This is a genomic window from Actinomadura sp. ATCC 39365 (assembly GCF_054392275.1).
The window spans coordinates 4,282,131-4,307,119 of the sequence record NZ_CP184335.1 but is presented as its reverse complement, the minus strand read 5'-3'; the positions used below and the strand labels follow the sequence as shown (position 1 = coordinate 4,307,119).

Genomic DNA, 24,989 nt, shown 5'->3' with positions numbered 1-24,989 from the left:
GCAGGGCGTCCAGGACGGCCAGGCACTCGGCGGGCCTGCCGGCCTCCAGCAGCGCGGCGGCGGCCTCCATCGCGGTGCGGCGGAGGGGCGTCGTCATTTCCCCATCCCCAGGGTGATGCCTTCGGTGACGCGGCGTCCGACCCAGGCGAAGAGCACCACCATGGGCAGCACGACCACGCAGACGCCGGCGAACATGCCACCCCAGTTGGTGCCGGTGTACTGCTGCTGCTGGGCGAAGCCGATCAGCGCCACCGGGAGCGTCTCCTTCTCGTCGTCCTGCATCAGCACCAGGGCGAGCATGGTCTCGTTCCAGGAGACGATGAGCTGCAGCACGAACACGGTGACCAGCCCCGGCCGGGCGACCGGCACCACGATGCGCAGGAACGTCCGCCACACCCCGGCGCCGTCCAGCGCGGCGGCCTCCTCCAGTTCGCCGGGCAGCGACCGGAAGAAGCCGGTCAGCAGGAAGACGGTGAACGGCATGGCCGTGCCGACGTAGGCCAGGGTGAGGCCGGTCAGGGTGGAGGTGAGCTCCAGGCTGTTCAGCATGAGGAAGATCGGCAGCAGGATGACCTGCGTGGGCACGCCGGTCCCGAGCGCGAACAGCAGCGTCAGCGGCCGTCCCGCGCGGTTCGCCGTCCGGGTCAGCGCGTACGCGGCCGGCGCGGCGACCACCACGGCCAGCACCGAGGACAGCACGCCGACGACCGCGCTGTTGACCGCGGCCCGGCCGAAGTTCCCGACCTCCAGCGCGGTCAGGTAGTTGTCCAGCGTCGGCGGGATCGGCAGCCGCCACGGATGGTCGAACACGTCGCGGGTGCTCTTCAGCGATGTGATCAGCACCCACGCCAGCAGCGCCACGTCGGCGGCGACGACCGCCCACACGGCCGCCTTCATGGGCGCGAGCCTCGTCGTTCGCATGGTCGGTCTCATGGTCGGGCCCCTTCAGAACCGGACGGCTTCACGGTCGAGCGCCCGCCGCAGCAGGAGCACCACGGCCGCCGCGATCAGCAGGCTGAACAGCGCGCTGGCGGCGGTCATCCCCAGCTCGGGCGGCGAGCCGGAGCCGCCGTACGTGGCCGCGTAGCTGTAGAGGGCGACGGTCCAGGTGCTGCTCGGCGGGGTGCCCGCGGTGCCGCCGCCGAACACCAGCACCAGCTCGAACACCTTGATCGAGCTGATGGTCCACAGCAGCGCGCAGACGCTGAGCACGTCCCAGGTCAGCGGGATCGTGACGTGCCGCAGCCGCTGCCATGACGTGGCCCCGAGCAGCGCGCAGTCCTCGTAGAAGGAGGCGGGGATGCGGTCGACGGCGGCCATGATGATCGTGGTGTAGTACCCGACGGCCGCCCAGATCGCCACGATCATGATGAGCGTGAACGTGTTGTCCACGGCCAGCCACTTGGGCGGGTCGCTCACCCCGAAGACGCCCCTCAGCACGGTGTTGACCAGCCCGTCGGGGTTGAACAGGAACCCCGCCACGATGGCCGGCACCAGCGCGCTGACGATGTTGGGGAAGAACAGGATGTTGCGCGCGACCAGCCGCCCGCGCATCTCCCTGAGCACCATCGTGAGCGCGAACCCGGCGGCGAACGTCACGCCGCCGCCGACGACCAGCAGCTTCAGGGTGTTGAGCAGCGCGGTGTGGAAGACCGGGTCGCCCAGCAGGCGGGCGTAGTTGCGCAGGCCGACGAAGCGCGAATCGCCGTACCCGGCGGTCTGCTGGAGGCTGATCCACACCGCGTGGCAGGCCGGGCCGAGGACGAAGACGGCCAGCAGCGCGAGGGCCGGCCCGACCATGGGGACGAAGGCCCGCTGCCGGGCCCGTACGGCCGGACCGGGCCGCGTCTCGGGTTCGGCCGCCATCAGCTGCCCTGGTTCTTCCAGAAGCCGGCCTGAACCGCGGTGATCTTGTCCACGAACCCCTGCGCGGTGAGCCGGCCGTTGAACAGCTCGCCCACCGTCGGGTAGTAGACCTTGTCGGTCCAGCCCGGCACGCTCAGCCCGGCCGCGAACGGGTAGGTCTCGGGCACGCTGTCGAGCTGCCTCTTCACCCCCGCCAGGGCCTCGGGCACGAACGCGTCCGCGCGCGGTGAGAGCACGGAGGCGGTCCTGGCCAGGTCGTCGGCGAATTCCCTGGTCGTCAGGTACGCGATGAACCGCTCGCCGGCCTCGACGTTCCTGGCCTTGGCCGGCATCGCGAAGCCGAACTGCACGACCTCCTCGCCCTTGGCCGGCCCGCCGACCTCGGGGAAGGGCATGGAGGCGGGCTTGAACCCGGCCCTGGCGTACGAGCCGACCTCGCTGGGCAGCCAGGAACCCATGATCATGAACGCGGCCCGGCCCTGGGCCCAGTTCTTCTGCTGCTCGGGGTATTTGCCGGCGTCGTACCCCTTGAGCAGGTAGCCCTCCTTGGCGAACCGTTCGATCTGCCGGGCGGCGGCCAGCACCTCGGGTTTCTTCCACGCCTGTCCGGTTTTGTCCTCGGCGATGGCCTTGAGGCCGTCCGCGCCGATCGTCCGGTAGAGGTAGTAGTTCATCCAGTAGGAGTCGGACCAGTACTGTTCGCCGTCGGCGGTGAGCGGGGCCGTCCGGCCGCCGGCCTTGAGCCTGCCGAGCAGCGCCAGGAACGCGTTCCAGTCCGTCGGCGGCGTCTCGGTGAGGGTGGCGGCGTCGTAGAACAGGCCGATGCCGGCCACGCTGTAGGGCACCATGTACGGCTGCCCGTCCGGCAGCCGCAACGCCGGGCTCTGCGAGTACTTGGCCGGGATGACGTCCTTGACCTTCTTGCCCGCCTCGCCGGGCACGTCGGCCTCGTACACCTTGGCCAGCCCCCGCGCCACGCCCGGGGTCACCATGAACGGCCGGATCGTGTCGTCGGACTGGTCCACCACGTCCGGCACCTTGGACGTGGTGAGCGCGGCGGGCAGTTTCTGCTTGACCACGTCGCGGCCGGCCCACTCGACCCTGACCTTGATGCCGGTGGCCCGGGTGAAGCGGGTGATCGCGGCCTGCAGGGCCACCTGCTGGGGCTCGCCCTGCTTCCACATCGACCAGTAGACGAGCTCCTTGCCGGCCGCGTCCTGGGCGCCGCCGCCGCAGGCGGTGACCAGGCCGAGAGCCAGCGTGCCGGCGGCGAGCCCGGCGAACGCTCTGCGGATGGGGAGGGATCGGGATGAGCTCATCGAGCGGCACCGCCTGTCGTGTGAGGTTCGGGGGTGATCGGTCCGGCGGGGCCCGGACGGGGCCCCGCCGGAGGATGGTCAGCCGACGGTCCAGCGCTGCAGCGCCGAGCCGGTGTCGGCCTGCTGGGTGACGAGGGCGCCGTCGGCGGTGGAGGCCGTGGTGAGCAGCAGCCCGCTCTTCTGCGAGGCGATCCGGTAGCCACCCGCGGAGGCGGGGGTGACCTGCCAGCGCTGGTTCGCGGCGCCGGTGCACGTCCATTGGATGATCTTGGCGCCGGCGGCGGTCGAGCCGCCGCTGACGTCCGCGCAGAGCTTGGACAGGCCGTTGGCGATCTGGTAGGAGCCGTCGGACTGGCGGGTGAAGACCCAGCGCTGGTTGGCGCCGGAGTTGGGGGTCCAGGTGATGAGCTGGGTGCCCGGGGTGGTGGAGTGGTCGGGGTCGTCCAGGGCCTTGCCGGCGGCGGTGAGGGTGTGGGTGCCGCTCAGGTCGCCGCCCGAGGCGCCGGTGTCGGTCAGCGTCAGGGTCTGCTCGGCGGCCGTGCGGTGGCCGCCCACCGTCCCGCCGGAGGTGTCGCTCCAGTGGCGTACGGGGGTGGTCTCGGCCGGTCGGGCCGCGTCCGCCGTCAGGGCGAGCGCGAGGCCGCTGTAGCGGTTGACCAGCCGGTGGCCGCTGCCGCCCGGCACCACGAACCACTGCTGGCCCGCGGTGGGCCCGCCGGCGCCGGGGGCGGTGACGGCCGGCTTCGCCCCCAGGCGCGGCCGGCCGTCGTGGCCGCGTCCACGCCGAGCAGCCCGCCGGTCGAGGCGTTGGCGATGCGGTAGGAGCCGTCGCCGTTGGGAGTGAACGTCCAGTTCTCCAGGGGCGAGCCGGTCGGGGCGGCGGTGGAGGTGGTCGCCGGGCCGCCGGAGACCTGGGCCAGGACGCGGCCCGCCCCGGTGCCGATCCGGTAGGTCCTGGCCGGGTCCGCCGGGGCGGGGGCGGGCGCGGAGGAGGTGACGGTGAGGTTCGCGTACTCGCCGCTGGAGGTCGCGCACTCGATCGAGCAGTACGAGCGGAACGTCCTGCCGACGACGGCCGAGCCGGTCCTGCTGACGTCGTCGAGGAACCAGCGGTACCAGGAGCCGGAGACGTAGCTCCCGGTGTCGCCGATCAGGCGCCATCGCTGGGCCGACAGGTCGTCGGTGACGTAGAGGCGCTGCGGCTGACGGCCGGAGACGACCTCGGGCTCGCCGAGGTACAGGCCGAGGTGTGCGTCGTAGGCGATGTTCATGATGAACAGGTCGGACTTCGGCGGCAGCTCCCCGGCGGCGATCTGCTGGTCGACCGTGCCGGTGTTGGCCGGGTCGTAGTCGCCGCTCACGGGCGTGTAGCCCCGGGGGTTCGCGGCGGTGACCGGGACCATGTTGCTCTCCTTGCCGCCCACGCCGGGCTGCGACCAGGAGCCGTCGTACCACTTGGTCCACGAGCCGGTCGCCATCTTGGCCGACATCGGCGCCCGCGCCACGTGGGCCAGGCCGCCGTTGCCGCCGCCCACGCCGCCCTTCGGGATGATCCGCGAGCCGTAGTAGACGTAGAAGTAGCCCGAGACCGGGTCGGCGAACAGGCGCGGGTCGCCGTCGCCGTAGTCGTAGGTCTGGTTGGGGAAGGCCGCGCCGTCGTTGCGCTTCGTGCTGTACGGCGAGGTGATCGCGTGGCCGAGGATGGTCCACACCCGGCCCTGGTTGCGGGAGACGGCGTAGTCGAGCGAGTCGTAGTGCAGGCCGTCGCCGAAGGGCTGGGGGGTGAACTCGTTGTGCACCAGGCCGTACCAGTCGCCGGTGTCGGGGTCCACCCAGACGCCGACCAGGTCGCAGTAGTTCTTGTGGGCGTACCCCGAGCCGGCGCCGGCGGGGGTCGCCTCGACGCCGGTCGGGCTGTTGTTGCAGCGCCAGGTCGTGTCGTTGTTGCGGTCGGCGGAGTTGGCCGGGTTGACCGCGTCGCTGATCGCGGCCGAGCGGGTGGCGGTCTCGAAGTTGGTGCCGGTGAAGAAGTCCCAGTAGCGGGGGTCGGAGGCGCCGTAGAGGGCGGCCGACTGCTGGAAGTAGAAGGTGCCGTCCTTGTCGATGTAGGTGGCCGCCGGGGTGTCGGTGGGATGGGCGTAGCGGCCGGTGGAGCCGACGGTGATCGTGTAGGTGGCGTCGGGCGGTGCGGCCGACGCGGGCGGGACGGCCAGGGAGCCGCCCAGGACCAGCGTCAGGGCCGCGGCGGCGGCGGTGAGCACGTTGCGATGGGGGGACACGGGTGCTCCTTTCTGTCGGGCACGCCACATCTGGCGGCCCTTGGGGAACCACGAGCCGGAACCGCGTGGCCGGACCATACGCCAGATTTGACCGCTCAAACAAGGCCCGAATTCGCATTCTTGCTCTGTTGTCCGGTCAAACGGCACGTAATGCGCACAATGGTTGACGAGATCAGAGGCGGGCGGCTACGTTTCGGGGCGACGTCATTGGACCGGTCAAACCCCTTTGGAGGCCGTGTGGTCACGATGCAGGACGTGGCCGAGCGGGCCGGGGTCACCAAGCAGACCGTCTCCAACGTGGTCACCGGCCGCGTACGCGTGCGCCCCGAGACCGAGGCCAGGGTGCGCGCGGCCATCGCCGAGCTCGGCTACACCCCCAACCTGGTCGCCCGCTCCCTGGCCACCGGCACCACCATGACCGTCGGCCTGTTCGTGCCGACGGTGGCCAGCTCGTTCTACTCGGCCGTGGTCGAGGAGGCCGAGAACGTCCTGGAGGAGCACGGCTACCACCTGCTGCTGTGCACCACCCGCCTCGACGGCGACCGGGCCCGCCGGCACATCACCGGCCTGACCAGCCGCTCGGTCGACGCCCTGCTGATCGCCGGCGACAACGGCCTGACCGAGCACCTGCCCCTGCTGGCCGACGCGCGTTTCCCCGTGGCGCTGTGCGCGTGGGAGAGCGAGGTGCCCGACACCCTGCCCGTCGTCACGATCGACTACGAGCAGGCCGGCTACCTGGCCGGACGGCACCTGCGCGAGCTGGGCCACGAGCGGGTCGCGGTGCTGAGCAGCGCGCCGCACGCGCTGCGCGTCCAGGGGTTCCGGCGCGCGTTCGCCCGCGACGGCCTCGACGTCCCGGCCGCGGCCGTCTTCACCGCGCCGGAGCCGACGGCGATGGGCGGCTTCACCGCCGCCACCGCGGCCCTGGCCGCCGACCCCGGCGTGACCGCGGTGTTCTGCACCCACGACATCCTCGCGCTGGGCGCGCTGGAGGCGGCCCGGCTCGGCGGCCGCTCGGTCCCCGGCGACCTGTCGGTGGTCGGCCACGACGACATCGACGAGGTACGGGTGACGCACCCCGCGCTCACCACGGTCGCCGTCCCGAGCAGGGAGATGACCAGGCAGGCCATCGAGCTCCTGCTGCGCGCCCTGGACGAGGGCCGCCCGCCGGTCAACTCCCTGCAGTTGCTGCGCTCGACCCTGATCGTCCGCGCCAGCAGCGGCCCGGCCTGACCTCCTGCGGCGCGGCGTACGCGGCCAGCGTGCGGTACAGCCGGCGTCCGCAGCCCCGGGCGCTCCAGCCCGCCGCCGCCCCGACGGCGATCCCGGCCAGCACGTCGCCCGGGTAGTGGGCGCCCACGTACACGCGGGAGGCGGCCACCGCGGCGGCGAGCAGCGTGACCGAGGTGGCGACCGGCAGCGGCGCGTCCCTGGCGACGGCCACCGCGAAGGCGACCGCGGACGCGCTGTGCCCCGACGGCAGCGAGGAGGACGCCGGCACCCGGCGGCGCCGGATCACCGGGATGAGGTCCGTGAGCGGCCGCGGCCTGCGGATCGCCTGCTTGACGACCATGCTGGTCAGCGGGCTGGCCAGCGAGATCGCCAGCAGCCCGCGCACACCCGCCCGCTGCAGCCGCGGCCGGCCCGTCATCATCAGCAGGCCCGCGACCAGCCCCCACAGGACCGAGTTGTCGGCCGCCGACGACAGATGCGGCAGCAGGGCGTCGAGCACGGGCAGGTCGGAGCGCGCGACCCGGTCGAAGGCCCGTTTGTCCCAGGCGTCGAAACGTTCGAGCAGCATCATCCAGCCGATCACCTCCGCGACGGCCCTACACCTGCCCGCCGATCATGCCGGTCATGCCCGGGACGGCCTGGCTCCCGTGCTCTCCCTGACCACGAGCTCGGGCTCGACCAGCCGCCGCGCCTCGGGCTCGTGCCCGGCCATGAAGTCGAGCAGCAGGTGGAAGGCGTGCCTGCCGACCTCGCCGAAGTCCTGGCGCACGGTGGTCAGCGGGGGCCAGAAGTAGGCCGACTCGGGGATGTCGTCGAACCCGGCCACGCTCACGTCTTCAGGCACCCGGCGGCCGGCCTCGCGCAGCGCGCGCAGCACGCCGAGCGCCATCTGGTCGTTGGCCACGAACACGGCGGTGACGTCGGGGTTCTCGCAGAGGCGGCGGCCGAGCTGGTAGCCCGAGCGGGCGCTCCAGTCGCCGCGCAGCACCTCGGGCACCTCGCGGCCGGCGGCCTCCAGCACGCCGCGCCAGCCCTCGATGCGGCCGTTGGCGTCGAGCCAGTCGGCCGGGCCGGCGACGTGCCAGACCGTCTCGTGGCCGAGGCTGAGCAGGTGGCGGGTGACCCGCCTGGCCCCCGCCTGCTGGTCGACCTTGGCCACCGGCACGGGGATGTCGTCACCGGCGTCGACGGCCACCACCGGCATCTCGGGCGGCAGGTGGCGCAGGCCGTCGGCGGCCGACTCGTGCGGCGCCACGATGATCACGCCGTCGACCGCCTGGGCGCGCAGCCGCTGCACGCCCTCCTCCATCGACCTGCGGCTGAGCGAGGGCAGGCTGGCGATGCTGACGTTGTAGCCGGCCCGCCTGGCCGCCTGCTCGATGCAGTAGAGCGTGGAGGCCGGGCCGTAGAGGGTGGTGTCGATGCTGACCACGCCGAGCACCCCGGACCTGCCGGTGACGAGCTGGCGGGCGGCCTGGTTGGGCCGGTAGTCGAGCTCGCGCACCGCGGCCATGACGCGGGCCCTGGTCTCCGCGCGGACCCGGTCGGGCGCGTTGAGCACGCGCGAGACCGTCATGGCCGAGACCCCGGCGAGCACGGCCACGTCCATGAGCACCGCCGGCCTGTCGCCCTTCGATTTCACCGCCGCTCACCTCCTGTCAGCGGTAACGCTAACAGGCCCGGGGCCGCGCCGCGCGACCGCGCGGGAGCCGCGAACGACCCCCGCCGACCCGCGGTACCCCTGGTCGGCGGCCTGCCGCTGCCAGGTAACTGCCAGGAACGGTAGGTAGTCTGCCTCGCCATGAACTGGCAGCGGCACGTCAACAAAGCGCTGGTCAGGTTCACCGGATTCCAGATCGAGCGAGTGGGGAACACGCCCTCTCCCCCGCCCGCTCCCGAGATCAGACCGCCCGCGGATCCGCTAACCGACCGGCTGCTCGAATCCCCCGTCTTCCTCCTGTCCCCCGTACGGTCCGGCTCCACGCTCCTGCGCGCGATCCTCAACGCCCACCCGGACCTGCACGCCCCGCACGAACTGCACGTACGCCGGTTGCGGGTGCAGTTCGGCACCCCGCTGGCCGCCAAGGCGATGGCCGCGCTCGGGCACAACCAGGCCGACCTGGAACACCTGCTCTGGGACCGGGTGCTGCACCGCGAGCTGGTCCGCAGCGGCAAGCGGTACGTCGTGGACAAGACCCCCGCCAACGCCTTCGCCCACCAGCGCATCGCCGCCTGCTGGCCGGACGCCCGCTTCGTCTTCCTGCTGCGCCACCCCGCCTCCATCGCCACGTCCTGGCACGAGGCCAGCCCCGACCGGCGCACCCCCGAGGAGGCCGCCCTCGACGCCCTGCGGTACATGAAGGCCGTGCAGAAGGCCAGGGCCGCGCTGCCGGGGCTGACCGTCAGGTACGAGGAGCTGAGCGCCGAGCCCGAGCGCGTCACCCGCGAGATCTGCGCGTTCCTCGGCCTGGAGTGGGAGCCCCGGATGCTCTCCTACGGCGAGCAGCAGGTGCTGGAGAAGGGGCTCGGCGACTGGCGGGACAAGATCAGGACCGGAAGCGTCCAGCCCGCCCGCGAGCTGCCCTCCCCCGACCAGATCCCCGAACCCCTCAAGCCCATCGCCCGGACCTGGGGGTACCTCGCGTGAAGATCCGCTACCTGATGCTGCACGCCTACGGCATGGGCGGCACGATCCGCACGGTGGTCAACCAGGCGAACGCGATGACCGCGGCCGGGCACGACGTCGAACTGGTCAGCCTGGTACGGCGGCGCACGACCCCGCAGTTCGCGATCGACCCCCGCATCACCATCACCACGCTGGTGGACCAGCGCGAGGGCAGGCAGCCCGACTCCGTCGGCCGCAAGGCGTGGCGGCGGATCCGCGGCAAGATCGTGCCGCGCGGCGAGTTCGCCGCCGACTACTTCACCGAGCGGGTCGAACGCGCCGCGATGGACTACGTCTCCGGCCTGAGCGGCGGCGTCCTGGTGACGACCAGGCCCGCGCTGAACCTGATCTCCGCCCGGCGCACCCCCGCCGACGTCGTCAGGATCGCGCAGGAGCACATGAACCTGTCCGCCTACCCCGACACGATCCGCAGGGAGATCGCCCGCCACTACGGCAGGTTCGCCGCGGTGACCGTGCTGACCAGGACCAACAAGCTCGAGTACCAGCGCCTGCTGCCGGACACGCCGGTGGTGGTGATCCCGAACGCCGTCCACCGCGTGGAGCAGGAACGTTCCCGGCAGGTCGAGCCGGTCGTGGTGGCGGCCGGGCGGCTGGTGCCGCAGAAGGGGTTCGACCTGCTCATCGAGGCGTTCGCGCAGGTCGTACGGGTGCATCCGGAGTGGCGGCTGCGCGTCTTCGGCACCGGGCCGCGCCGCAGCCAGCTCGCCGGGCTCGTCGCCCAGCACGGTCTGGGCGACCACGTGACGCTGCCCGGCCGTACCGAGCGGCTGGAGAAGGAGCTGGCCGAGGCGTCGGTCTACGCGCTCAGCTCCCGCTTCGAGGGCCTGCCCATGGTGATGATCGAGGCCATGACGCACGCGCTGCCCGTGGTCGCCTTCGACTGCCCGACCGGGCCGCGGGACGTGCTGACCGACGGCGTGGACGGCGTCCTGGTGCCACCCAGGGACGTGGACGCCCTGGCCGCGGCGCTGATCCGGGTGATCGGCGACCGGGAGCTGCGGGTGCGCATGGGCGAGGCGGCGGCGGCGACGTCGCGGGCGTACGGGCCGGAGGTGGTGATGCCGATGTGGGAGGAGCTGTTCTCCGGGCTGGCGCGGGGGCGACAGGTGGCGGACAACCTCTGGACGGGCCGCTGACGGTCCCGGCGCGGAAAGATCTACCTGGTGGATCCGCCGGTGGCGGCGAGGTTTCTAACGATTCGGTCACAGATTTTGCCTCAAATCGTTAAAAGCATGCCAAACCGGGCGGCAGCCTGGGGTACATGCGTAACCGGAAAGCTCGACTCACCGCGTTCGCAGGCGCCTTCGCCCTGGTCACGGGGCTGGGCGTGCCCGCGTACGCGCAGACCGCCACCCCCTCCGTCGCCGCCCCCTCCCTCGCCGCCTCCACCGCCGACGCCGGGGCGCCGGCCGTCTATGGCCGGGCCGCCTACCTGATGGACGCCCGGTCCGGCGCCGCCCTGTTCGGCAAGGCCGCCGACACCCGCATGCCGATCGCCAGCCTCACCAAGACGATGACGGCGTACGTCGTCCTGCAGTCGGCCAAGCCCACGGACATGGTGGAGATCGCCGCCCAGGACGCGCGGTACGCCGAGGACGGCGGCGGCACCACCGCCGACCTGCGGCCCGGCGACCGGCTGCCGGTCGGCGAGCTGCTCTACGCGCTCATGCTGCCCTCGGGCGCCGACGCCGCCCACGCGCTGGCCCGCACGTACGGACCCGGCGTGCCGGGGTTCGTCGCCAAGATGAACGCCACCGCCCGCTCGCTCGGCATGAACGACACCCGTTACGTCAACGCCGACGGGCTGCCGACACCGGCGGGCGACGGCTGGTCCACCGCCCGCGACCAGGCCGTACTGGCCGCCAAGGCCCTCCAGGTGCCGCTGATCGAAGGCGTGGCAGGGACCCGGTACCACGAGCTGGCCGCGACCGAGGAGCACGGCGCGTACGGCTGGCGCAACACCAACCGCCTGCTCGCCGAGCCGGGGGTGATCGGGTTGAAGACGGGGTTCACCCGCGCGGCGGGGTACAGCCTGGCCTTCGCCGGCGATCGGGACGGGCGCCGGCTGGTGGGCGTGATCCTGGGCGAGTCGATCTCCAGCCGCCGCTACGACACCGCCCAGGCCCTCCTCACCTGGGCCCCCACCCGCGCCTCCGCCTGACCCCACCCCCACCCAACTCCTCACCACCTGACAGGCGTCATCTCCTGGGGCGGCTGGTTGTCCGCATGATGGACGCTCGTGATCTCTTGGGTTAGTTTGCCCGGCATGAACGTTCGCATCGCGATGAGCGTGCTGTCCGCGGCGCTCGTGCTCGCCGCCCCGCTCCCCGCCCACGCCGCCACCCCCGGCCCGGGCCTCGGCTGGGAGCTCAAGGAGACCGGCGTGACCGCCCGCTTCCGCGGTCTCGCGCCCGTCAGCAGGGACGTGGTGTGGGCCGCCGGCACCGGCGGAACCGTCCTGCGGACCGTGGACGGCGGCCGCACCTGGCAGAACGTCTCCCCGCCCGGCACCGGGTCCCTCCAGTTCCGCGACGTGGAGGCGTTCGACGCCCGCCACGCCCTGGTCCTGTCGATCGGCACGGGCACGGACGGCCGCGTCTACCGCACCGAGGACGGCGGCCGCACCTGGACCGAGTCCTTCAGGAACGACGAGCCGAACGCCTTCTACGACTGCATGGCCTTCTTCGACCGCCGCCACGGCCTGGCCATGAGCGACCCGGTGGACGGAAAATTCCGCCTCCTGGCCACCGAGGACGGCGGACGCAGCTGGCAGGTGCTCCCGTCCTCCGGCATGCCGGACGCGCTGCCCGGCGAGGCCGGTTTCGCGGCGAGCGGTCAGTGCCTGGTGACCGCGGGCGGACGGGACGCCTGGATCGCCACCGGCGGCGGCGAGCGGTCGCGCGTGTTCCGTTCGGCCGACCGCGGGCGTACGTGGACCGTCTCCGACACCCCGGTCCCGGCCGCCGACCCCGCGAAGGGCGTCTTCGCGCTGGCCTTCCGCGACCGGCACCGCGGGATCGCGGTCGGCGGCGACTACCAGCCCGGCCTCCCCTCCCCGAACGCCGCCGCGGTCACCAGGGACGGCGGCGCCACCTGGCGGACCGCCACCACCCCGCCGCCCGCGTACCGGTCAGGGGTGACGTGGCTGCCGCACCTGCCGTTCGCGGCCATCGCCGTCGGGCCCACGGGCAGCGACGTGACGTACTCGGGCGGGGCCCGCTGGGAGACCTTCGACGGCGGCTCGTTCGACACGGTCTCGTGCACCCCGGACCTGTCCTGCTGGGCCTCCGGCGAACAGGGCCGCATAGCCCGTCTCCGCCTCCGCTAGCGCGGGGGACGCACGGGTCAGCGGACGCCGCGGGGTCTGAACTGGATGCTGATCCGCGGCCCCGCGGGCCGGGCGGTCTTGGGGATGGCGTGCTCCCACGTCCGCTGGCAGCTGCCACCCATGACGATCAGGTCGCCATGGCCGAGGTCGCGGCGGATCGAGGGGCCGCCGCCGCGCGGGCGCAGCAGGAGCGGACGCGGGCTGCCCACCGAGACGATCGCGACCATGGTGTCCTCGCTGCTGCCCCGGCCGACGGTGTCGCCGTGCCAGGCCACGCTGTCGCGGCCGTCGCGGTAGAAGCACAGGCCCGCCGTACGGAAGGGCTCGCCCAGCTCCTCGCCGTAGTGGGCGTCGAGCGCCGCTCTGGCCTGGTCGAGGGCGGGGTCGGGCAGCGTCTCGCCCTCGTCGTAGAACTTCAGCAGGCGCGGGACGTCGAGGACCCGGTCGTACATGCGGCGGCGCTCGGCGCGCCACGGCACCGTCTCGGCCAGCCGCGCGAACAGCGTGTCGGCCCCCGTCAGCCAGCCGGGCCGCAGGTCGATCCAGGCCCCGTGGTCGAGGTACGTCCGGCGGACCGTGGCGCCCAGCCGCCCGACGCCGAGCTCCTCGTCGAGACCCAGCAGAGATGCTTGGAACGCGGCTTTCATGAGGCCGAGTCTATGCCACTGTTCAAACACATATTCGACTCGGGGTGATGGAAGGAGCCCGGCCTGTGCGGTACGCAGTCCGTACAGGCCGGGCGGCTCGCGTCGGCGGGCGCGAGGCCCGCACGGGACGATCACCCGAGCTCTTCCCCGCCGGGACCGGCCCCTAACACGGATCCTGTAACGTCTTGTCGATGTTGACGCGTTACATGGCCGGGGTGGTCACGGCCCGGACCGGCGACGAGATGTCCGGACCCGCCCTCCTGGTTGCCGGGCTCGCCGCCACCGGGTCGCCGCTGCTGGGGGCGTCGCTGCTGGCCGGGCTGACCGTTTCGGCGGCCGTCGGCGGGCCGCTGCTCGGCGTGCTGCTGGACCGCGCCCGCCGTCCGGGCCGGTTGCTGGCGTTCTGCCTGCTCGGGTACGCGACCGGCCTGCTGCTGGTGGCGGGCGGCCTCGGGCGGGTGCCCGGGACGGCGCTGGTGGCGCTGGCCGTCGTGACCGGGCTGGCGGGCCCCGCGCTGACCGGCGGCTGGACGGGACAGCTCCCCCTGGTCTCCGGCCCCGACCGGGGGCGGCTGGCACGGGCCACCACGCTCGACGCCATGACGTACAACGTGGCGGGACTGGCCGGTCCGGCGGCGGTCGGCGTGGTCGCGGCGGTGGCCGGCGGGACGGCGGCGGTGCTCGTCTCCGTGGCCCTCCTCCTGACCGCCCTCCCCGCAGCCTGGACCCTCCCCACCCGCACCCGGGCCATCCCAGACCGGCCCACCCACCACCCCACAAGCGACCAGCCCACCCACGACCGCCCCTTAGTGGACCGGCCCGCCCGGGACCATCCCACGAGCGACCGCCCCGGAGGCGACCGGCCGATCGGCGGAGACCTGTCCGCAGGCGACCAGCCAATCGGTGACCTGTCCGCAGGCGACCGGCCGGTCGGCGGGCGGCGGCGCTTCGGCCGCCTCACCTCGCCGGTACGGGCTGCGGGAGCGGTCATGCGGGAGATGGCGACCGGGGTCCGGGCGGTGCTCGGGAACCGGGTGCTGGGGCGGGCCACCGCCGGGTCGATGGTCTCGTGCGCCGGGGCGGGCATGTTCGTGGTGTCGGCGCCTGTACTGGGACTGGAGCTCACGGGTGACAGCAGCCGCGGCACGCTGCTGCTGGCCGTCACGGCGGCGGCCGGACTGGCCGCGAACGGCCTCCTGGCCTGGCGCGGCGGCCCCCGCAGGAGGAACCCGACACCCTCGTGGGACCCGACCCTGGCCTGGTCCACCGCACTGATCGGCGCAGGCATGGCATTGGCCGCCATAGCCGCAACAACCGCAGCCGGAACGGCAGGAACGACCCTGGCGGGGACGGCCCTGGCGGGGACGTACTGGATCGCGGTGGTCGCGGCGGGGTTGGTGGGTGCGGGCGAGGGGCCGCAGTTGACGGCGCTGTTCGCGGTGCGGCAGCGCGAAGCCCCCGCCGGGCTGCGCAGTCAGGTCTTCACAACCGGCGCCAGCCTCAAGATCACCTCTTTCGCCGTCGGATCGGCGCTGGCAGGCCCGCTGAGCGCCCACTCGGCCGGCGCCGCCCTGCTGACCGGAGCGGCCTTACAGGCCGTAGCCGCCTGCATCCTCTTCCGCCACCGCAGTTAGCGGGCGTCATCAGGGGACGCAGGCACCGGCAGGCGGCGGTCGGGCCCGGCGTGAGCAGCCAGTCTGGGGGCGCAGCGGGCACGGCGTCAGCGGCCAGCCTGAGGGTGGGCGCGGTGAACGCGGACGTCAGCAGGCGATCCGGGGGGCTTGGTGAGCTTGGGCGTCAGCGGGCGAGCCGGGGCGGGCGCGGCGGGTGCTGGCGTCAGGGGGCTGTCTGGGGGCGGGCGCGGTGGGCGGCTACGCGGGCGCGGGTGGCGCAGCGGGTGCCGCAGTAGCGGCGGGGGCTGCCGCCGCCCAGGTCGAGGTACGGCCGTCCGCACCCCGCGGCCGCGCACAACCCGCCCGGAACGCGCTGATGGTCGGCGACCAGCACGGCCAGGGCCATCGCCGAGGAGGCCAGGAACCACTCGGCCCACGGCGCGTCGTCGCCGCTGTCGACGTGCAGATGCCAGGACGTCGTGCCCCGATGGCTGGTCAGCCTGGGCGGCCGGGCGGTCCCGGCGAGCAGGCGGTTGAGCAGGTCCGCCGCCTCCCCGGCGTCGCGCGCGCCCAGCACGTCGCGCAACCGGGCCGCAGCCGCGCGCATCGCGGCCACGTCAGAGTCGTCGAGGCCCAGGTCGCCGTGTTCGCCGTGGCGGCGCAGGACGTCCGTCACCGAGGCGGGCGTCGGCTCTTCGTGCAGCAGCGCCACGCACAGCTCGACGGCTCTGACGGCCATCGCCCTGGTCGAGTGAACCTCCACGCGGCAAGCGTATCCACGGCGGGGCTCCCCCTGCCCCACCGCGGACCCTGCACCACCACCGACCCTGCACCACCGTGGACCGTGCCCGGCGTGCTTCGGCGTCAGCCGCCGCAGGCGGCGAAGACGAAGCTGTCCTTGAGGACGGTGTACCGGTCCCTGACCCGTACGGCGCCCGTCCCGGTGTCGACCTGGACGATGGTCATCCTGGACGAGCCGGACACCAGGTGCAGCGTGACCTGCGTGTCGCCGGTCCAGTCGATCATGCTGAGCTCGCCGTCCGGCAGCTTGATCTTCCTGCGTCCGGTGACCTCGTCGGTGGCGAGGTCGTAGGTGAGCAGCTCGGTCTTCCTGCCGCGGATCAGGACCGCCGCCGTGTGCCCGTCGCCGGCCAGCGCCTGCGGGCCGTTGGCGGCCACGACCTGCGGCGGCGTGACGCGTACGAGATGCTCGCCCGTCTGGTCGCGGACGACCAGGTCGGTGACGGAGTCGTCGGACTCGATCGTGGACAGCACCTCGTCGCCGTCGCCGCTGAACCCGAGGAGGGTCTCGTCGGCGGGCACGGTGCCGAGCAGGGCGCCGGTCGCGGTGTCGAAGATCTTCGTGGCGGCGGGCCTGTCGCTCTGGACCACGACGGCCAGCCGCGCGCCGTCGCCGGACAGCTGCAGCGTCACCTCGTTCTGGGCGACCCGCGGCAGCGCGTCCTTGGGCAGCAGCGTGACGCCGCCGCCGAGCACGCGTACGGCCGGCCGCCCGGCCTTGGTGAGGTACGCCACGCGCTGCCCGTCGCCGCTGACCGCGATCGGCGCCGGCGAGGTGACGGTGGACCTGCGCCTGGCGTCGAGCGCGACGACCTGGGCGTCGGGCAGCGTCATGCGCCTGCCGTCGTGCATGACCAGCCGCCACTGCCCGCAGGGCCTGGACGCGCCGTCCTTGTCCGGGCAGCCCTTGACGGAGGCGTACCGGATGCTGTCGTGGCCGTGGTGCGGCGCGGCCTGGGCGGCGGCCGGCACGGCGGTGAGGGTGAGCAGGGCTGCGGTCAGCAAAGGGACGATTCTCACGATGGTCACTCCCCCGGGAACACGATGGTGTGAGGGTCGGGGCCCACCTTGTACGTGTCCGTACGGCGGGCCTGGCCGGAAGCGGGGTCGACGGTGAGCACCCGTACCACCGTCGACTTCGTGGTGCTGCTGTCGTAGGAGTAGGCGGCGAGCCTTCCGTCAGGCGTCCAGCGGGCGTGGTCGGGCGAGGCGTCGCCGGCGAGGGGCAGGTTCACGCCGTCGGCGAGCCGGGCGGTCTCCAGGTCGTACGTGCGCATCCGGGGCGGACCGCCACGGCTGCCGCCGGAGCTGAACGCGGCGACGGTGTGCCCGTCGGCGGACAGCGCGAGGGTCACGGCGTTGGCGACGAACTGGGGGGCCGGGCTCCTGAGCGCGTGGCCGTCGAGCCCGTAGGAGTGGAGCCATCTGGTGCCGTCGCTCAGGTCGCGGGTGGTGAGCACCTCGTCCCCGTCGCCGCTGAAGCCGGCCGGCTCGCCCTTGACGGTCAGGCCGGTGATCTCGCCGGTGGCCAGGGTGAGCACCTTGACGTGGCCCTGGCGGCCGACGAGGACCCGGTCGCCGGCCGGTGACAGGTGGAGGGCGTCGTCCTCGCCGGGCCGGAGGGATCTGGGCAGTTCCCTGACCGGGCCGCCGGCCGCCGCCCGTACGACCAGTCGGTGGTCGCGGGCCCGCCGGTAGACGATCGTCCGGCCGTCGCCGCTGAGGGCGAACAGGGAGGTCGCGCGGCCCTTGGCGCGGGCGGCGGAGTCGCCCACGGTGACCTTGCGGCCGTCACGGAGGAGCAGGTGCCAGGGGCCGCACGGGGACGTGCCCTCGACGGGCAGCTCGCAGGCGGTGACCCAGGCCGCGCGGGCCTGCGGCGGCCCGGTGTGCGCGGGTGTGGCGGCGGCCGGGAGCCCCGGCCCGCCGGCGACCGCCGGCGCGAGGAGCGCGACGGCCGCTGAGGATAGCCTCATGAGTGGTGATCCTTTCGCTCACCTGGTTAGACCCATGGGCACGGTGGCGAGTTGGTCACATGTAGGCCACGCTTCAGGGCAGCGGGCGCCGCCCCGCGAAGCCCAGATCCGTACGGTGGTACCAGGCGAGCTCGGGCTCCCCCTCGATCCAGCACAGCCGTACCGACGCCCCGCCGAGCACCGAGGGGAAGTCGATCAGCAGCGGCGCGACGCCCTTGACCTCGATCCCCTGCTCGCTCCACCGGGTCAGCGTCTCTTCGATGCGCGCCTCGATCGCCTTGATCTCGGGCAGCCCGCCGAGCCGCGACCCACCGGCGGCCTCCCGGTCGAAGGCGATCTCGGCCAGGTCGGCGCGGCCCGCGACGATCTCCCGCGCCTCGGCGATGATGCCGGGCAGCAGGGCGCGCGCCTCGTCCAGGGAGAAGATCCGGTCCATGCGGAAACGCTACCCGTTCGGCTGGTAGGCGTGGATGAGAAGCCGCTCGGCCTCGTCGAAGTAGTCGTCGAGGTAGGCCGCCGCCTCCTCGGCGCGGCCGGCCGCCAGCAGGGCGAGCAGCGCGCGGTTGCGGTCGATGAACGGCTCGTGGAAGGCGCGCGGGTTGTCCATCACGTGGAAGACCAGGCGCAGCTCGGCCAGGAGCTGCCGCATGGCCTCGTCGAGGCGGGGGCTGCCGTGCAGGCCGACCAGGGCCTGGTGGTAGCGGATGTTGGCGGTGCCGACGCCCTGCCAGTCGCCCTGGGCGGCGGCCCGCTCGGCGTCGCGCACGGCCTCCTCGATGAGCGCCAGCGCCTGCCGCGACGCCGAGCGCCGGACGGCGGCCCCTTCGAGCACCCGCCGCATCGTGTAGAGGTCGGAGACGTCCTCCACGGACGGGAGCCGGACGAAGACGCCCCGGTTGAGCCGGTGGTCGAGCAGGCGTTCGTGGCCGAGCAGGCGGAACGCCTCGCGCAGCGTGTTGCGCGAGACGCCGAGCCCTTCGGAGATGGCCTCCTCCGACAGCCGCTCGCCCGGCGGGAAGGCGCCTTCGATGATGCTGTCGCGGAGGATGTCGGCCACGCGCTCGGCCGTGCTGCTGCGGCTCAGTCTCGACCGGTGCCGGGCGAGGTCCGCGACCACGTCTTCCACGTTCGCCAGGGAATCATGGAGCAAACCTCTTGTCGAATTGTTCAACAATCCTTACGTTGAAACTATCCCCTCGACCATCTGGGAGCCTTCGATGTCAAGCTCCGCGCACCAGACCCGCCGGGTGATCCTCGCCGCCCTCGTCGGCACGTCCCTGGAGTGGTACGACTTCTTCCTCTACACCACGGCCGCGACGCTGGTCTTCGGCAAGCTGTTCTTCCCGTCGCTCGACCCGCTCAACGCGACGCTGGCGGCCCTGACCACCAACGCCGTCGCGTTCGTCGCCAGGCCGCTCGGCGGCGTGGTGTTCGGGCACTTCGGCGACCGGGCCGGCCGCAAGACCGTGCTGGTCGTGACGCTGCTGCTGATGGGGCTGTCCACGTTCCTCATCGGCGTGCTTCCCGGCTACGCGAGCGTGGGGGTGGCCGCGCCCGTCCTGCTGGCCGTGCTCCGCTTCGTCCAGGGCTTCGGGCTCGGCGGCGAGTGGGGCGGCGCGGTGATCATGTCGCTGGAGCACGGCGACAGCAGGCGGCGCGGCTTCAACGCGAGCTGGCCGCAGGTCGGCGTGCCCGCCGGGTACGTGCTGGCCACCGGCCTGCTCGCGATCCTGTCCTTCGTCCTGTCGGACGCGGCCTTCCAGTCGTGGGGATGGCGGGTGCCGTTCCTGCTGTCGGGCGTGCTGGTGCTCGTCGGGCTGTGGGTGCGCACGCGGGTCACCGAGTCGCCGCTGTTCTCCCGCGTCGAGAAGCACGGCGCCACGGCCAGGATGCCGCTGGTCGAGGTGCTGCGCACGCATCCGCGGGCGCTGCTGTCGGCGTTCACCGCGCGCATCGGGGTGGACGTGGCCTTCTACACCTTCACCGCGTACATCATCGTCTACCTCACCGGGCAGCTGAAGCTGGAGCGGTCGGTGGCGCTGTACGCGGTGCTGATCGGCTCGGTGCTGCAGCTCGGCCTGATCCCGCTGTTCGGCGCGCTGTCGGACCGGCTGGGCCGGCGGCCGGTCTACTTCGCGGGCGTGCTGGCGGCGGCCGTGTGGGTGTTCGCGTTCTTCCCGCTGCTGGACACGAAGTCGTTCCCGCTGATCGTGCTGGCGGCGGTGGTCGCGCTGGCCGCCCACGCCGCCATGTACGGCCCGCAGGCCGCCTTCATCGCCGAGCTGTTCAGCACCCGGCTGCGCTACAGCGGCGCGTCCATGGGCTACCAGGTGGCCGGGATCGTCGGCGGCGCGCTGGCCCCGATCATCGCGCTCAAGCTCTTCGACCTGTACGGCACCACCCTCGCCGTGTCCCTGTACGTGGTTGTCGCGCTGGCCGTCACCACCGTAGGTTTGGCCATCGCCCCGGAAACCCGCGACCTGGACATCGCCGCCGGCGAGAGCGGCACCGCCAGGAGGCTGCCCGGCCAGGTGGGTCCCTTCGCCTGAGGGCGGAGGAAGGCGGGAACGCCGCGAAGGCGTGGGCGGCGGCTGCCACCGCCGCCCACGCGAGCCGCTCGGACGGCGGTCTCAGGCGCCGCTCTCAGACGGCGGTCTCGGGCTCGGTGACCCGCGGGCGTCTGCGCCAGTCGCCCTTGAACGCCGCCATCGAGGCCAGGAACACGACCTGCCCGGCCAGCGCCACGGCGAGCCAGGTGCCCCAGCCGCCCGCGGAGACCACCATGGGCGAGACGACCAGCAGCACCACGATCATGACGCGGACGACCATGCCCCAGATCCCCAGCGCCGAGCCCTGCAGGCGCGACTCGACGTCCTCGGCGTTCTCGGAGAAGTTGGCCATCCACGGCACGTACGCGACGCCCATGAACAGGAAGAGCAGCGCGTAGACGGCGGTGACGTGCCCCGCGGAGACGCCGGGGCCGACCAGGCCGATGAAGTAGGCCAGGGTGAGCACGGTCAGCGCGGTGCCGGCGGCCGTGAACGGCTTGCGCAGCCGCAGCCGGTCGGAGACCCGGCCGACGACGACCACGGCCACCGCGTTGAGCACGATGCCGAGCGCCACCACCCGGTTGGCCCCCGCGGGCTCCAGGCCGAACGCCTCCACCAGGATCGTCTGCCCGAAGATCGCGAACGTCCAGTAGAGCACCTGCCAGCCGGTGTTGCCCAGGACGTGGGCCCACAGGTGGGGATGCCGGAACAGCTCGCGCACCCGTCCGGCGTCGACCTTCTCCTCCGCCGCGACGGCCTCCTCGGCGTCGAGCACCTGGGCCCGCAGCGCGGCCGACGGCTCGGCGATCTTCCAGACGATGACCGCGCACATGGCCAGCGAGACGACGCCCATGATGATCGCCTGCGACTGCCAGGCGTTGTCGAACAGCGGCAGCGTGAACCCGGCGATGAACGAGGCCAGGAAGGACGCCCCGACCGGCCCCCACGTCCAGAACGCGAACGCCTGGGCGCGGCCGAGGCGCGGGGAGAAGTCGCGGACGAGGGAGGCGGTGATGGTGATCCCGGCGCCCTCGATGAACAACATCAGGCAGCGCACCCAGAACAGGCCGGCCACGGTGTCCACGGTGGCGAGCAGGAAGTTGCAGGCCGCCGTGACGGTGAGGGTGGGCACCAGGAGCGTGACCCGTCCCCAGCGGTCGGACAGGATGCCGCCGACGCCCGCCGACAGGCCGCCGATCAGGACCGACCCCGCGGCGAGCAGGCCGTAGACCGTGAGCGACATGCCCAGGTCCTTCATCAGCAGCGGCAGGATCGTGGCGAGCGTGGTCTCGAAGTTGGCCACCAGGCTCGCCAGCACGGCTATCGCCAGCAGGAAGATCCGCCGGCGACCGACCGGGTACACGCTCAGCTCGCGGACATAGAACGGCTTCATTCCCATCCTCCGGGGACGGTGTGTGACGGTCGCTCTAGAACGCGTTTCTAGTTGCCTCAGAGTTGCCCTTCTCAGGGGTGTTCGTCAACGGCGACGGCGGTCACGATGTGATCTCGATCACAGCATTCCCGTTGTGACGGAATCGCTCCCGATTCACAGAACAACCACCCGCGAATAGGCATAAACTGCGCGCCTGTGAGCCTGCCTGTACGTGAACGTTCCCCCCGGCCCGGCGGCGGCCGGCACCGCCGCCCCGTGCCCACGTCCCTGCCGCCGGACGCGCCCATGCTCGTGCTGGCCACCCCCGGCGGCACCGGCGGCGTGGCCGAAGAGATCGCGGCCGTGGTCCGGGTCGACAACCCGCAGATCGAGGTGCGGCTGACCGCCGTCGCCGACCTGGCAGACTCGCTGCCCGCGGGCCGCGACGCCGTCGTGGTGCCCCTGCTCACCTGGGACGACCCGGTCGTCATGGCCGAGATCGGCAAGGCCATCGCGGCCGCCGGCTCCGGCGCGGTCGCCACCGAGGCGCTCGGCCCCCACCCGCTGCTCGCCGAGGCCCTGCACATCAGGCTGGCCGAGCGCGGCCTGGCCAGGGCCGACCGCGTCCGCCTGCTCAACGTCTCCAGCCCCGTCGACGCCGTCATCCTCGGCACGGTGGGCGGCGAGCGCGCGGTGCACGCCGTCCAGGCCACGGCCGTGCTGCTGGCCTCCAGGCTCACGCTGCCGGTCGTCGCCGCCTCGCTGGACAGCGAGCCCGGCGTGGAGGTCGCCGCCCAGCGCCTGCGCGCCGCCGGGGCCGAGCGGCTGGCCATCGCGCCCTGCCTGATCGGCCACGAGGCCCCGGTGGAGATCGTCGAGCGCGCCGCCGCCGCCGTCGAGGCCGGTCACGCCGAGCCGCTGGGCGCGCACAGCGCCGTCGCCGAACTTGTCGCGCGGGCTTACGGCAGTCAGCTGGCGACTTGACACCCTTGTAAAGATCGCTACAGTCGCGTTACCTTCTGCGCATGCGGCGCGTGACGGTCATCGGCGAGCGAATCGGACTTCGTGACCTCACCGACGCCGACGTCGTCCCGCTGCACTCCGTCTACGGCGATCCGGCGGCCACGCAGCACATGCCGTTCGCGCCGCGCAGCGTGCAGGAGGTCGCCGCCCTGGTCGGCCAGGCCATGGAGGCGGCCGCCGCCGAGCCGCGCCGCCTCTACGTGCTGGCCGTCGTGGACGCCGACCGGCGGCACGTGATCGGCGTGGCCCGCCTGAAGATCGACCCCGACCTGCCCCACAGCGGCGAGATCGGCTTCGGCCTCCACCCCGACCAGTGGGGCCGCGGCATCGGCACCGACCTGGTCCGGCTGCTGCTGTCGTTCGGCTTCAAGCAGCTCGGGCTGCACCGCGTCTGGGGCGCGAGGTCGCCGGCCAACCTGCCCGCCCAGCTCGCCATGCTGACGGCCGGCATGGTCGAGGAGGGACGGATCCGGCACCACGTGCACACCCCGCACGGCTGGCGCGACTCCATCGTGCACGCGGCGATCCAGGACGAATGGACCGAACGCTAGCGGCGACGCGTGGACGGCGAGTGGCGCGCGGCGGAATTGTCGGTGGCACGTCCTACGATGAGCCTCCTCACGGAGGGATAGCCGCATGCCTGACTCGCTGATCGTGCCCCTGTTCGTCACCACCGACCTCCCGCCGCACGCGGACCTGGCCGAGTTCGGTGAGCTGCTGGCCCGCACGGCGCGGGTGCTCGGCCCCGACGGCTCCGAGGCGGTCCTGTCCGGCAACGTGTTCTGGCTCGACCGGCCGGTGCTGCCGGCGCAGCGGCCCGCCGCCGACGACGAGCTGCGCTTCGCCGGGATGCTCGGCCACCTCGTCACGTCCGGGCCCGGCGTCCGCGAGGTGGTGGCCGGCGTACGGCGGGCGATCGGCGCGGCGGTGACCGAGCGCTACGGCGACGTGGGCGCGGCGCCCGCCGTCTTCGCGATCCGCGACCGCGACGTGCGCGAGCGCACCCCCGACTCGGCCCTGCCCGTCGACAGCCGGCGGGCCGCCGAGCTGGTCGGCGCGGCCCGGTGAGGACACCCACGGGCGGGGTAGTCCAGAGGCATGCTCTATGGCAAGGAACACGTGCAGCGCTATCAGGCCACCGACGGCGCGGAGGGGCACGACTGGAACAACACCACCGTGCTGCTCCTGACCACCAAGGGGCGTAACTCCGGCAAGCCGTACACCACGCCGCTGATCTACCAGCGGTTCGGTGACGACTTCCTCGTGGTCGCCTCCAAGGGCGGCGACCCCGAGGATCCCCAGTGGTACAAGAACCTGCTGGCCCACCCCGACGTCGAGGTGCAGGTCAAGGGCGACAGGTTCAAGGCCCACGCCCGCACCGCCTCGGAGGAGGAGAAGCCCGAGATGTGGCGGACGATGACCAGCACCTGGCCCCAGTACGACGAATACCAGGAGAAGACCGACCGCCGGATCCCGGTGGTCGTGCTCGAACGCGCCACCTAGGCAGTCACCGGGCCTCGCCGGCCTCCCGGGCGGTCACCAGGGCGGTCACCAGGGCCTCGTCGGCCTCGGGGAGCCAGGAGCCCGGCGGGCGGCGCAGCCAGTGGCGGGCCCGTCCCAGCTCGGCGACGGCGGCCAGGAGCGCGGCGAGACCCGGGTGCCGCAGGCCCTTGGGATGCACCAGGTTCTGCAGGCCGAGCGGCACGGGCTCGGCCAGCGGCCGGTTCACCGCGCCCGGGATCCCGCCGATCCCCACACTGGCCAGCACGGGCTCGCGATGCCGGCGCAGGTAGTGCCCCATCTCCGCAGCCCCCACGGGCGCGGCGTGCGGCCGGGCCAGCCGCAGCCCGAACGCCTCGGCCAGCCGCTCCCCCAGGTCGCTCCACTCCCGCGTGCCGGCGTTCCCGGCCATGACGTCCAGCGGGAAGGCGGCCAGCGCGCCGAGCGGCACGGCGTCCAACTCGGCCAGCGGGTGGTCCTCCGGCAGGAGCACGGCCAGGGGCTGCAGGCGCACCGGGACCTGGGCCAGCCGGGCGCGCACGTCCGGGGGCAGGCCGGCGAAGCGTCCGAACGACACGTCGAGCCGTCCGTCCAGCATCGCCGCCGCGCCCGCGGCCGGCCGCCGTGGAAGCGGGCCAGCATCTCGACCCCGGGGGCCAGCTCGCGGGCTCTGACCAGCGGCTCGGGCAGGTCGGGGCCCTGCATGGTGACGTCCACGAGCAGCGGGCGGCCGGCGCCGAGCACGTCGGCGACGACCTCGTCGTGCAGCGCCAGCAGCCGCCGCGCACCGGGCAGCA

At 73.0% G+C, this 24,989-nt stretch carries 26 protein-coding genes; 11 read left to right on the top strand and 15 right to left on the bottom strand.

What is annotated here, in order from left to right; translation table 11 throughout:
* Positions 1 to 93: 93 nt before the first annotated feature.
* From ACNF49_RS21280 to ACNF49_RS21260, 5 genes are all read right to left on the bottom strand, one after another.
* Positions 94 to 921 carry a carbohydrate ABC transporter permease gene (locus ACNF49_RS21280; RefSeq protein WP_482944772.1) on the bottom strand — a complete coding sequence of 276 codons (828 nt, stop codon included), beginning with the start codon at positions 919 to 921 and terminating at the stop codon, positions 94 to 96.
* A gap of 24 nt (positions 922 to 945) precedes the next feature.
* Positions 946 to 1,866, bottom strand: a complete 921-nt coding sequence (locus ACNF49_RS21275; protein ID WP_482944771.1) for a carbohydrate ABC transporter permease — start codon at positions 1,864 to 1,866, stop codon at positions 946 to 948.
* Complete coding sequence (locus ACNF49_RS21270) at positions 1,866 to 3,185, bottom strand: ABC transporter substrate-binding protein (protein WP_357964341.1); 1,320 nt, start codon at positions 3,183 to 3,185, stop codon at positions 1,866 to 1,868. The genes ACNF49_RS21275 and ACNF49_RS21270 overlap by 1 nt, the downstream gene beginning before the upstream one ends.
* Positions 3,186 to 3,263: 78 nt before the next feature.
* Positions 3,264 to 3,872: an RICIN domain-containing protein gene (locus ACNF49_RS21265; RefSeq protein WP_482944770.1), complete on the bottom strand. Its 609-nt coding sequence runs from the start codon at positions 3,870 to 3,872 to the stop codon at positions 3,264 to 3,266.
* The gene (locus ACNF49_RS21260; protein WP_482944769.1) at positions 3,809 to 5,464 is read right to left on the bottom strand and encodes a ricin-type beta-trefoil lectin domain protein; all 1,656 of its coding nucleotides are present in this window, start codon (positions 5,462 to 5,464) and stop codon (positions 3,809 to 3,811) included. The genes ACNF49_RS21265 and ACNF49_RS21260 overlap by 64 nt, the downstream gene beginning before the upstream one ends.
* A 246-nt stretch (positions 5,465 to 5,710) precedes the next feature.
* On the opposite strand from ACNF49_RS21260, the gene ACNF49_RS21255 reads away from it, so the two are divergent.
* On the top strand, positions 5,711 to 6,697 hold the full coding sequence (locus tag ACNF49_RS21255) for a LacI family DNA-binding transcriptional regulator (RefSeq protein WP_482945557.1): 987 nt from the start codon (positions 5,711 to 5,713) through the stop codon (positions 6,695 to 6,697).
* On the opposite strand, the gene ACNF49_RS21250 is transcribed toward ACNF49_RS21255, so the two are convergent.
* Positions 6,636 to 7,280: a phosphatase PAP2 family protein gene (locus tag ACNF49_RS21250; RefSeq protein ID WP_482944768.1), complete on the bottom strand. Its 645-nt coding sequence runs from the start codon at positions 7,278 to 7,280 to the stop codon at positions 6,636 to 6,638. The genes ACNF49_RS21255 and ACNF49_RS21250 overlap by 62 nt on opposite strands.
* Positions 7,281 to 7,319: 39 nt before the next feature.
* Positions 7,320 to 8,339: a LacI family DNA-binding transcriptional regulator gene (locus ACNF49_RS21245; protein WP_482944767.1), complete on the bottom strand. Its 1,020-nt coding sequence runs from the start codon at positions 8,337 to 8,339 to the stop codon at positions 7,320 to 7,322.
* A 159-nt stretch (positions 8,340 to 8,498) separates the two neighbouring features.
* On the opposite strand from ACNF49_RS21245, the gene ACNF49_RS21240 reads away from it, so the two are divergent.
* The 4 genes from ACNF49_RS21240 (at position 8,499) to ACNF49_RS21225 (ending at position 12,711) form a co-directional block, all read left to right on the top strand.
* Positions 8,499 to 9,344 (top strand): sulfotransferase family protein, encoded by an 846-nt coding sequence (locus ACNF49_RS21240; RefSeq protein WP_357964347.1) that lies wholly within the window; start codon positions 8,499 to 8,501, stop codon positions 9,342 to 9,344.
* Positions 9,341 to 10,519 carry a glycosyltransferase family 4 protein gene (locus ACNF49_RS21235; protein ID WP_357964349.1) on the top strand — a complete coding sequence of 393 codons (1,179 nt, stop codon included), beginning with the start codon at positions 9,341 to 9,343 and terminating at the stop codon, positions 10,517 to 10,519. The genes ACNF49_RS21240 and ACNF49_RS21235 overlap by 4 nt, the downstream gene beginning before the upstream one ends.
* A 125-nt stretch (positions 10,520 to 10,644) precedes the next feature.
* Positions 10,645 to 11,544, top strand: coding sequence for a D-alanyl-D-alanine carboxypeptidase family protein (locus ACNF49_RS21230; protein ID WP_482944766.1), 900 nt, complete (start codon positions 10,645 to 10,647; stop codon positions 11,542 to 11,544).
* A gap of 105 nt (positions 11,545 to 11,649) precedes the next feature.
* Positions 11,650 to 12,711, top strand: a complete 1,062-nt coding sequence (locus ACNF49_RS21225) for a WD40/YVTN/BNR-like repeat-containing protein (RefSeq protein WP_482944765.1) — start codon at positions 11,650 to 11,652, stop codon at positions 12,709 to 12,711.
* A gap of 17 nt (positions 12,712 to 12,728) precedes the next feature.
* Here ACNF49_RS21225 and ACNF49_RS21220 read toward each other — a convergent pair whose 3' ends face one another.
* Positions 12,729 to 13,358, bottom strand: a complete 630-nt coding sequence (locus ACNF49_RS21220; RefSeq protein ID WP_357964354.1) for an alpha-ketoglutarate-dependent dioxygenase AlkB — start codon at positions 13,356 to 13,358, stop codon at positions 12,729 to 12,731.
* Between the two features lie 191 nt (positions 13,359 to 13,549).
* On the opposite strand from ACNF49_RS21220, the gene ACNF49_RS21215 reads away from it, so the two are divergent.
* A complete protein-coding gene (locus tag ACNF49_RS21215) occupies positions 13,550 to 14,992 on the top strand; it encodes an MFS transporter (protein ID WP_482944764.1) in 1,443 nt (480 codons plus the stop codon).
* 202 nt (positions 14,993 to 15,194) lie between these two features.
* Here the strand turns inward: ACNF49_RS21215 and ACNF49_RS21210 are convergent, their stop codons facing one another.
* The 5 genes from ACNF49_RS21210 to ACNF49_RS21190 all read right to left on the bottom strand — a co-directional run bounded on the left by ACNF49_RS21210 (position 15,195) and on the right by ACNF49_RS21190 (position 18,883).
* Positions 15,195 to 15,734, bottom strand: coding sequence for a CGNR zinc finger domain-containing protein (locus ACNF49_RS21210; protein WP_357964358.1), 540 nt, complete (start codon positions 15,732 to 15,734; stop codon positions 15,195 to 15,197).
* Between the two features lie 101 nt (positions 15,735 to 15,835).
* Positions 15,836 to 16,792 carry a hypothetical protein gene (locus tag ACNF49_RS21205; RefSeq protein ID WP_482944763.1) on the bottom strand — a complete coding sequence of 319 codons (957 nt, stop codon included), beginning with the start codon at positions 16,790 to 16,792 and terminating at the stop codon, positions 15,836 to 15,838.
* Between the two features lie 5 nt (positions 16,793 to 16,797).
* The gene (locus tag ACNF49_RS21200) at positions 16,798 to 17,748 is read right to left on the bottom strand and encodes a TolB-like translocation protein (RefSeq protein WP_482944762.1); all 951 of its coding nucleotides are present in this window, start codon (positions 17,746 to 17,748) and stop codon (positions 16,798 to 16,800) included.
* Positions 17,749 to 17,821: 73 nt separating this feature from the next.
* The gene (locus tag ACNF49_RS21195) at positions 17,822 to 18,184 is read right to left on the bottom strand and encodes a DUF2203 domain-containing protein (protein WP_357964363.1); all 363 of its coding nucleotides are present in this window, start codon (positions 18,182 to 18,184) and stop codon (positions 17,822 to 17,824) included.
* A 9-nt stretch (positions 18,185 to 18,193) separates the two neighbouring features.
* Entirely contained in the window at positions 18,194 to 18,883 is a 690-nt protein-coding gene (locus ACNF49_RS21190; RefSeq protein WP_482945556.1) for a GntR family transcriptional regulator, read from the bottom strand.
* 82 nt (positions 18,884 to 18,965) lie between these two features.
* On the opposite strand from ACNF49_RS21190, the gene ACNF49_RS21185 reads away from it, so the two are divergent.
* The gene (locus ACNF49_RS21185; protein WP_482944761.1) at positions 18,966 to 20,297 is read left to right on the top strand and encodes an MFS transporter; all 1,332 of its coding nucleotides are present in this window, start codon (positions 18,966 to 18,968) and stop codon (positions 20,295 to 20,297) included.
* A gap of 94 nt (positions 20,298 to 20,391) precedes the next feature.
* Here the strand turns inward: ACNF49_RS21185 and ACNF49_RS21180 are convergent, their stop codons facing one another.
* Positions 20,392 to 21,690 (bottom strand): MFS transporter, encoded by a 1,299-nt coding sequence (locus ACNF49_RS21180; protein ID WP_357964368.1) that lies wholly within the window; start codon positions 21,688 to 21,690, stop codon positions 20,392 to 20,394.
* A 195-nt stretch (positions 21,691 to 21,885) separates the two neighbouring features.
* Here ACNF49_RS21180 and ACNF49_RS21175 point away from each other — a divergent pair, with 195 nt between their 5' ends.
* From ACNF49_RS21175 to ACNF49_RS21160, 4 genes are all read left to right on the top strand, one after another.
* Positions 21,886 to 22,653 carry a sirohydrochlorin chelatase gene (locus ACNF49_RS21175; RefSeq protein ID WP_357964370.1) on the top strand — a complete coding sequence of 256 codons (768 nt, stop codon included), beginning with the start codon at positions 21,886 to 21,888 and terminating at the stop codon, positions 22,651 to 22,653.
* A gap of 41 nt (positions 22,654 to 22,694) precedes the next feature.
* On the top strand, positions 22,695 to 23,243 hold the full coding sequence (locus ACNF49_RS21170; RefSeq protein ID WP_357964371.1) for a GNAT family N-acetyltransferase: 549 nt from the start codon (positions 22,695 to 22,697) through the stop codon (positions 23,241 to 23,243).
* A gap of 85 nt (positions 23,244 to 23,328) precedes the next feature.
* Complete coding sequence (locus ACNF49_RS21165; RefSeq protein ID WP_357964372.1) at positions 23,329 to 23,760, top strand: hypothetical protein; 432 nt, start codon at positions 23,329 to 23,331, stop codon at positions 23,758 to 23,760.
* A gap of 30 nt (positions 23,761 to 23,790) precedes the next feature.
* On the top strand, positions 23,791 to 24,195 hold the full coding sequence (locus ACNF49_RS21160) for a nitroreductase family deazaflavin-dependent oxidoreductase (protein WP_482944760.1): 405 nt from the start codon (positions 23,791 to 23,793) through the stop codon (positions 24,193 to 24,195).
* 4 nt (positions 24,196 to 24,199) lie between these two features.
* Here the strand turns inward: ACNF49_RS21160 and ACNF49_RS21155 are convergent, their stop codons facing one another.
* On the bottom strand, positions 24,200 to 24,790 hold the full coding sequence (locus ACNF49_RS21155; protein ID WP_482945744.1) for a type 2 periplasmic-binding domain-containing protein: 591 nt from the start codon (positions 24,788 to 24,790) through the stop codon (positions 24,200 to 24,202).
* Positions 24,791 to 24,989: the final 199 nt, after the last annotated feature.

Bases quoted from the DNA above. Each gene is read 5' to 3' on its own strand.
- ACNF49_RS21280 (WP_482944772.1), bottom strand. From the start codon at position 921: ATGCGAACGACGAGGCTCGCGCCCATGAAGGCGGCCGTGTGGGCGGTC.
- ACNF49_RS21275 (WP_482944771.1), bottom strand. From the start codon at position 1,866: ATGGCGGCCGAACCCGAGACGCGGCCCGGTCCGGCCGTACGGGCCCGG.
- ACNF49_RS21270 (WP_357964341.1), bottom strand. From the start codon at position 3,185: ATGAGCTCATCCCGATCCCTCCCCATCCGCAGAGCGTTCGCCGGGCTC.
- ACNF49_RS21255 (WP_482945557.1), top strand. From the start codon at position 5,711: ATGCAGGACGTGGCCGAGCGGGCCGGGGTCACCAAGCAGACCGTCTCC.
- ACNF49_RS21240 (WP_357964347.1), top strand. From the start codon at position 8,499: ATGAACTGGCAGCGGCACGTCAACAAAGCGCTGGTCAGGTTCACCGGA.
- ACNF49_RS21230 (WP_482944766.1), top strand. From the start codon at position 10,645: ATGCGTAACCGGAAAGCTCGACTCACCGCGTTCGCAGGCGCCTTCGCC.
- ACNF49_RS21225 (WP_482944765.1), top strand. From the start codon at position 11,650: ATGAACGTTCGCATCGCGATGAGCGTGCTGTCCGCGGCGCTCGTGCTC.
- ACNF49_RS21220 (WP_357964354.1), bottom strand. From the start codon at position 13,358: ATGAAAGCCGCGTTCCAAGCATCTCTGCTGGGTCTCGACGAGGAGCTC.
- ACNF49_RS21215 (WP_482944764.1), top strand. From the start codon at position 13,550: ATGTTGACGCGTTACATGGCCGGGGTGGTCACGGCCCGGACCGGCGAC.
- ACNF49_RS21200 (WP_482944762.1), bottom strand. From the start codon at position 17,748: ATGAGGCTATCCTCAGCGGCCGTCGCGCTCCTCGCGCCGGCGGTCGCC.
- ACNF49_RS21195 (WP_357964363.1), bottom strand. From the start codon at position 18,184: ATGGACCGGATCTTCTCCCTGGACGAGGCGCGCGCCCTGCTGCCCGGC.
- ACNF49_RS21185 (WP_482944761.1), top strand. From the start codon at position 18,966: ATGTCAAGCTCCGCGCACCAGACCCGCCGGGTGATCCTCGCCGCCCTC.
- ACNF49_RS21180 (WP_357964368.1), bottom strand. From the start codon at position 21,690: ATGAAGCCGTTCTATGTCCGCGAGCTGAGCGTGTACCCGGTCGGTCGC.
- ACNF49_RS21170 (WP_357964371.1), top strand. From the start codon at position 22,695: ATGCGGCGCGTGACGGTCATCGGCGAGCGAATCGGACTTCGTGACCTC.
- ACNF49_RS21165 (WP_357964372.1), top strand. From the start codon at position 23,329: ATGCCTGACTCGCTGATCGTGCCCCTGTTCGTCACCACCGACCTCCCG.
- ACNF49_RS21160 (WP_482944760.1), top strand. From the start codon at position 23,791: ATGCTCTATGGCAAGGAACACGTGCAGCGCTATCAGGCCACCGACGGC.
- ACNF49_RS21155 (WP_482945744.1), bottom strand. From the start codon at position 24,790: ATGCTGGACGGACGGCTCGACGTGTCGTTCGGACGCTTCGCCGGCCTG.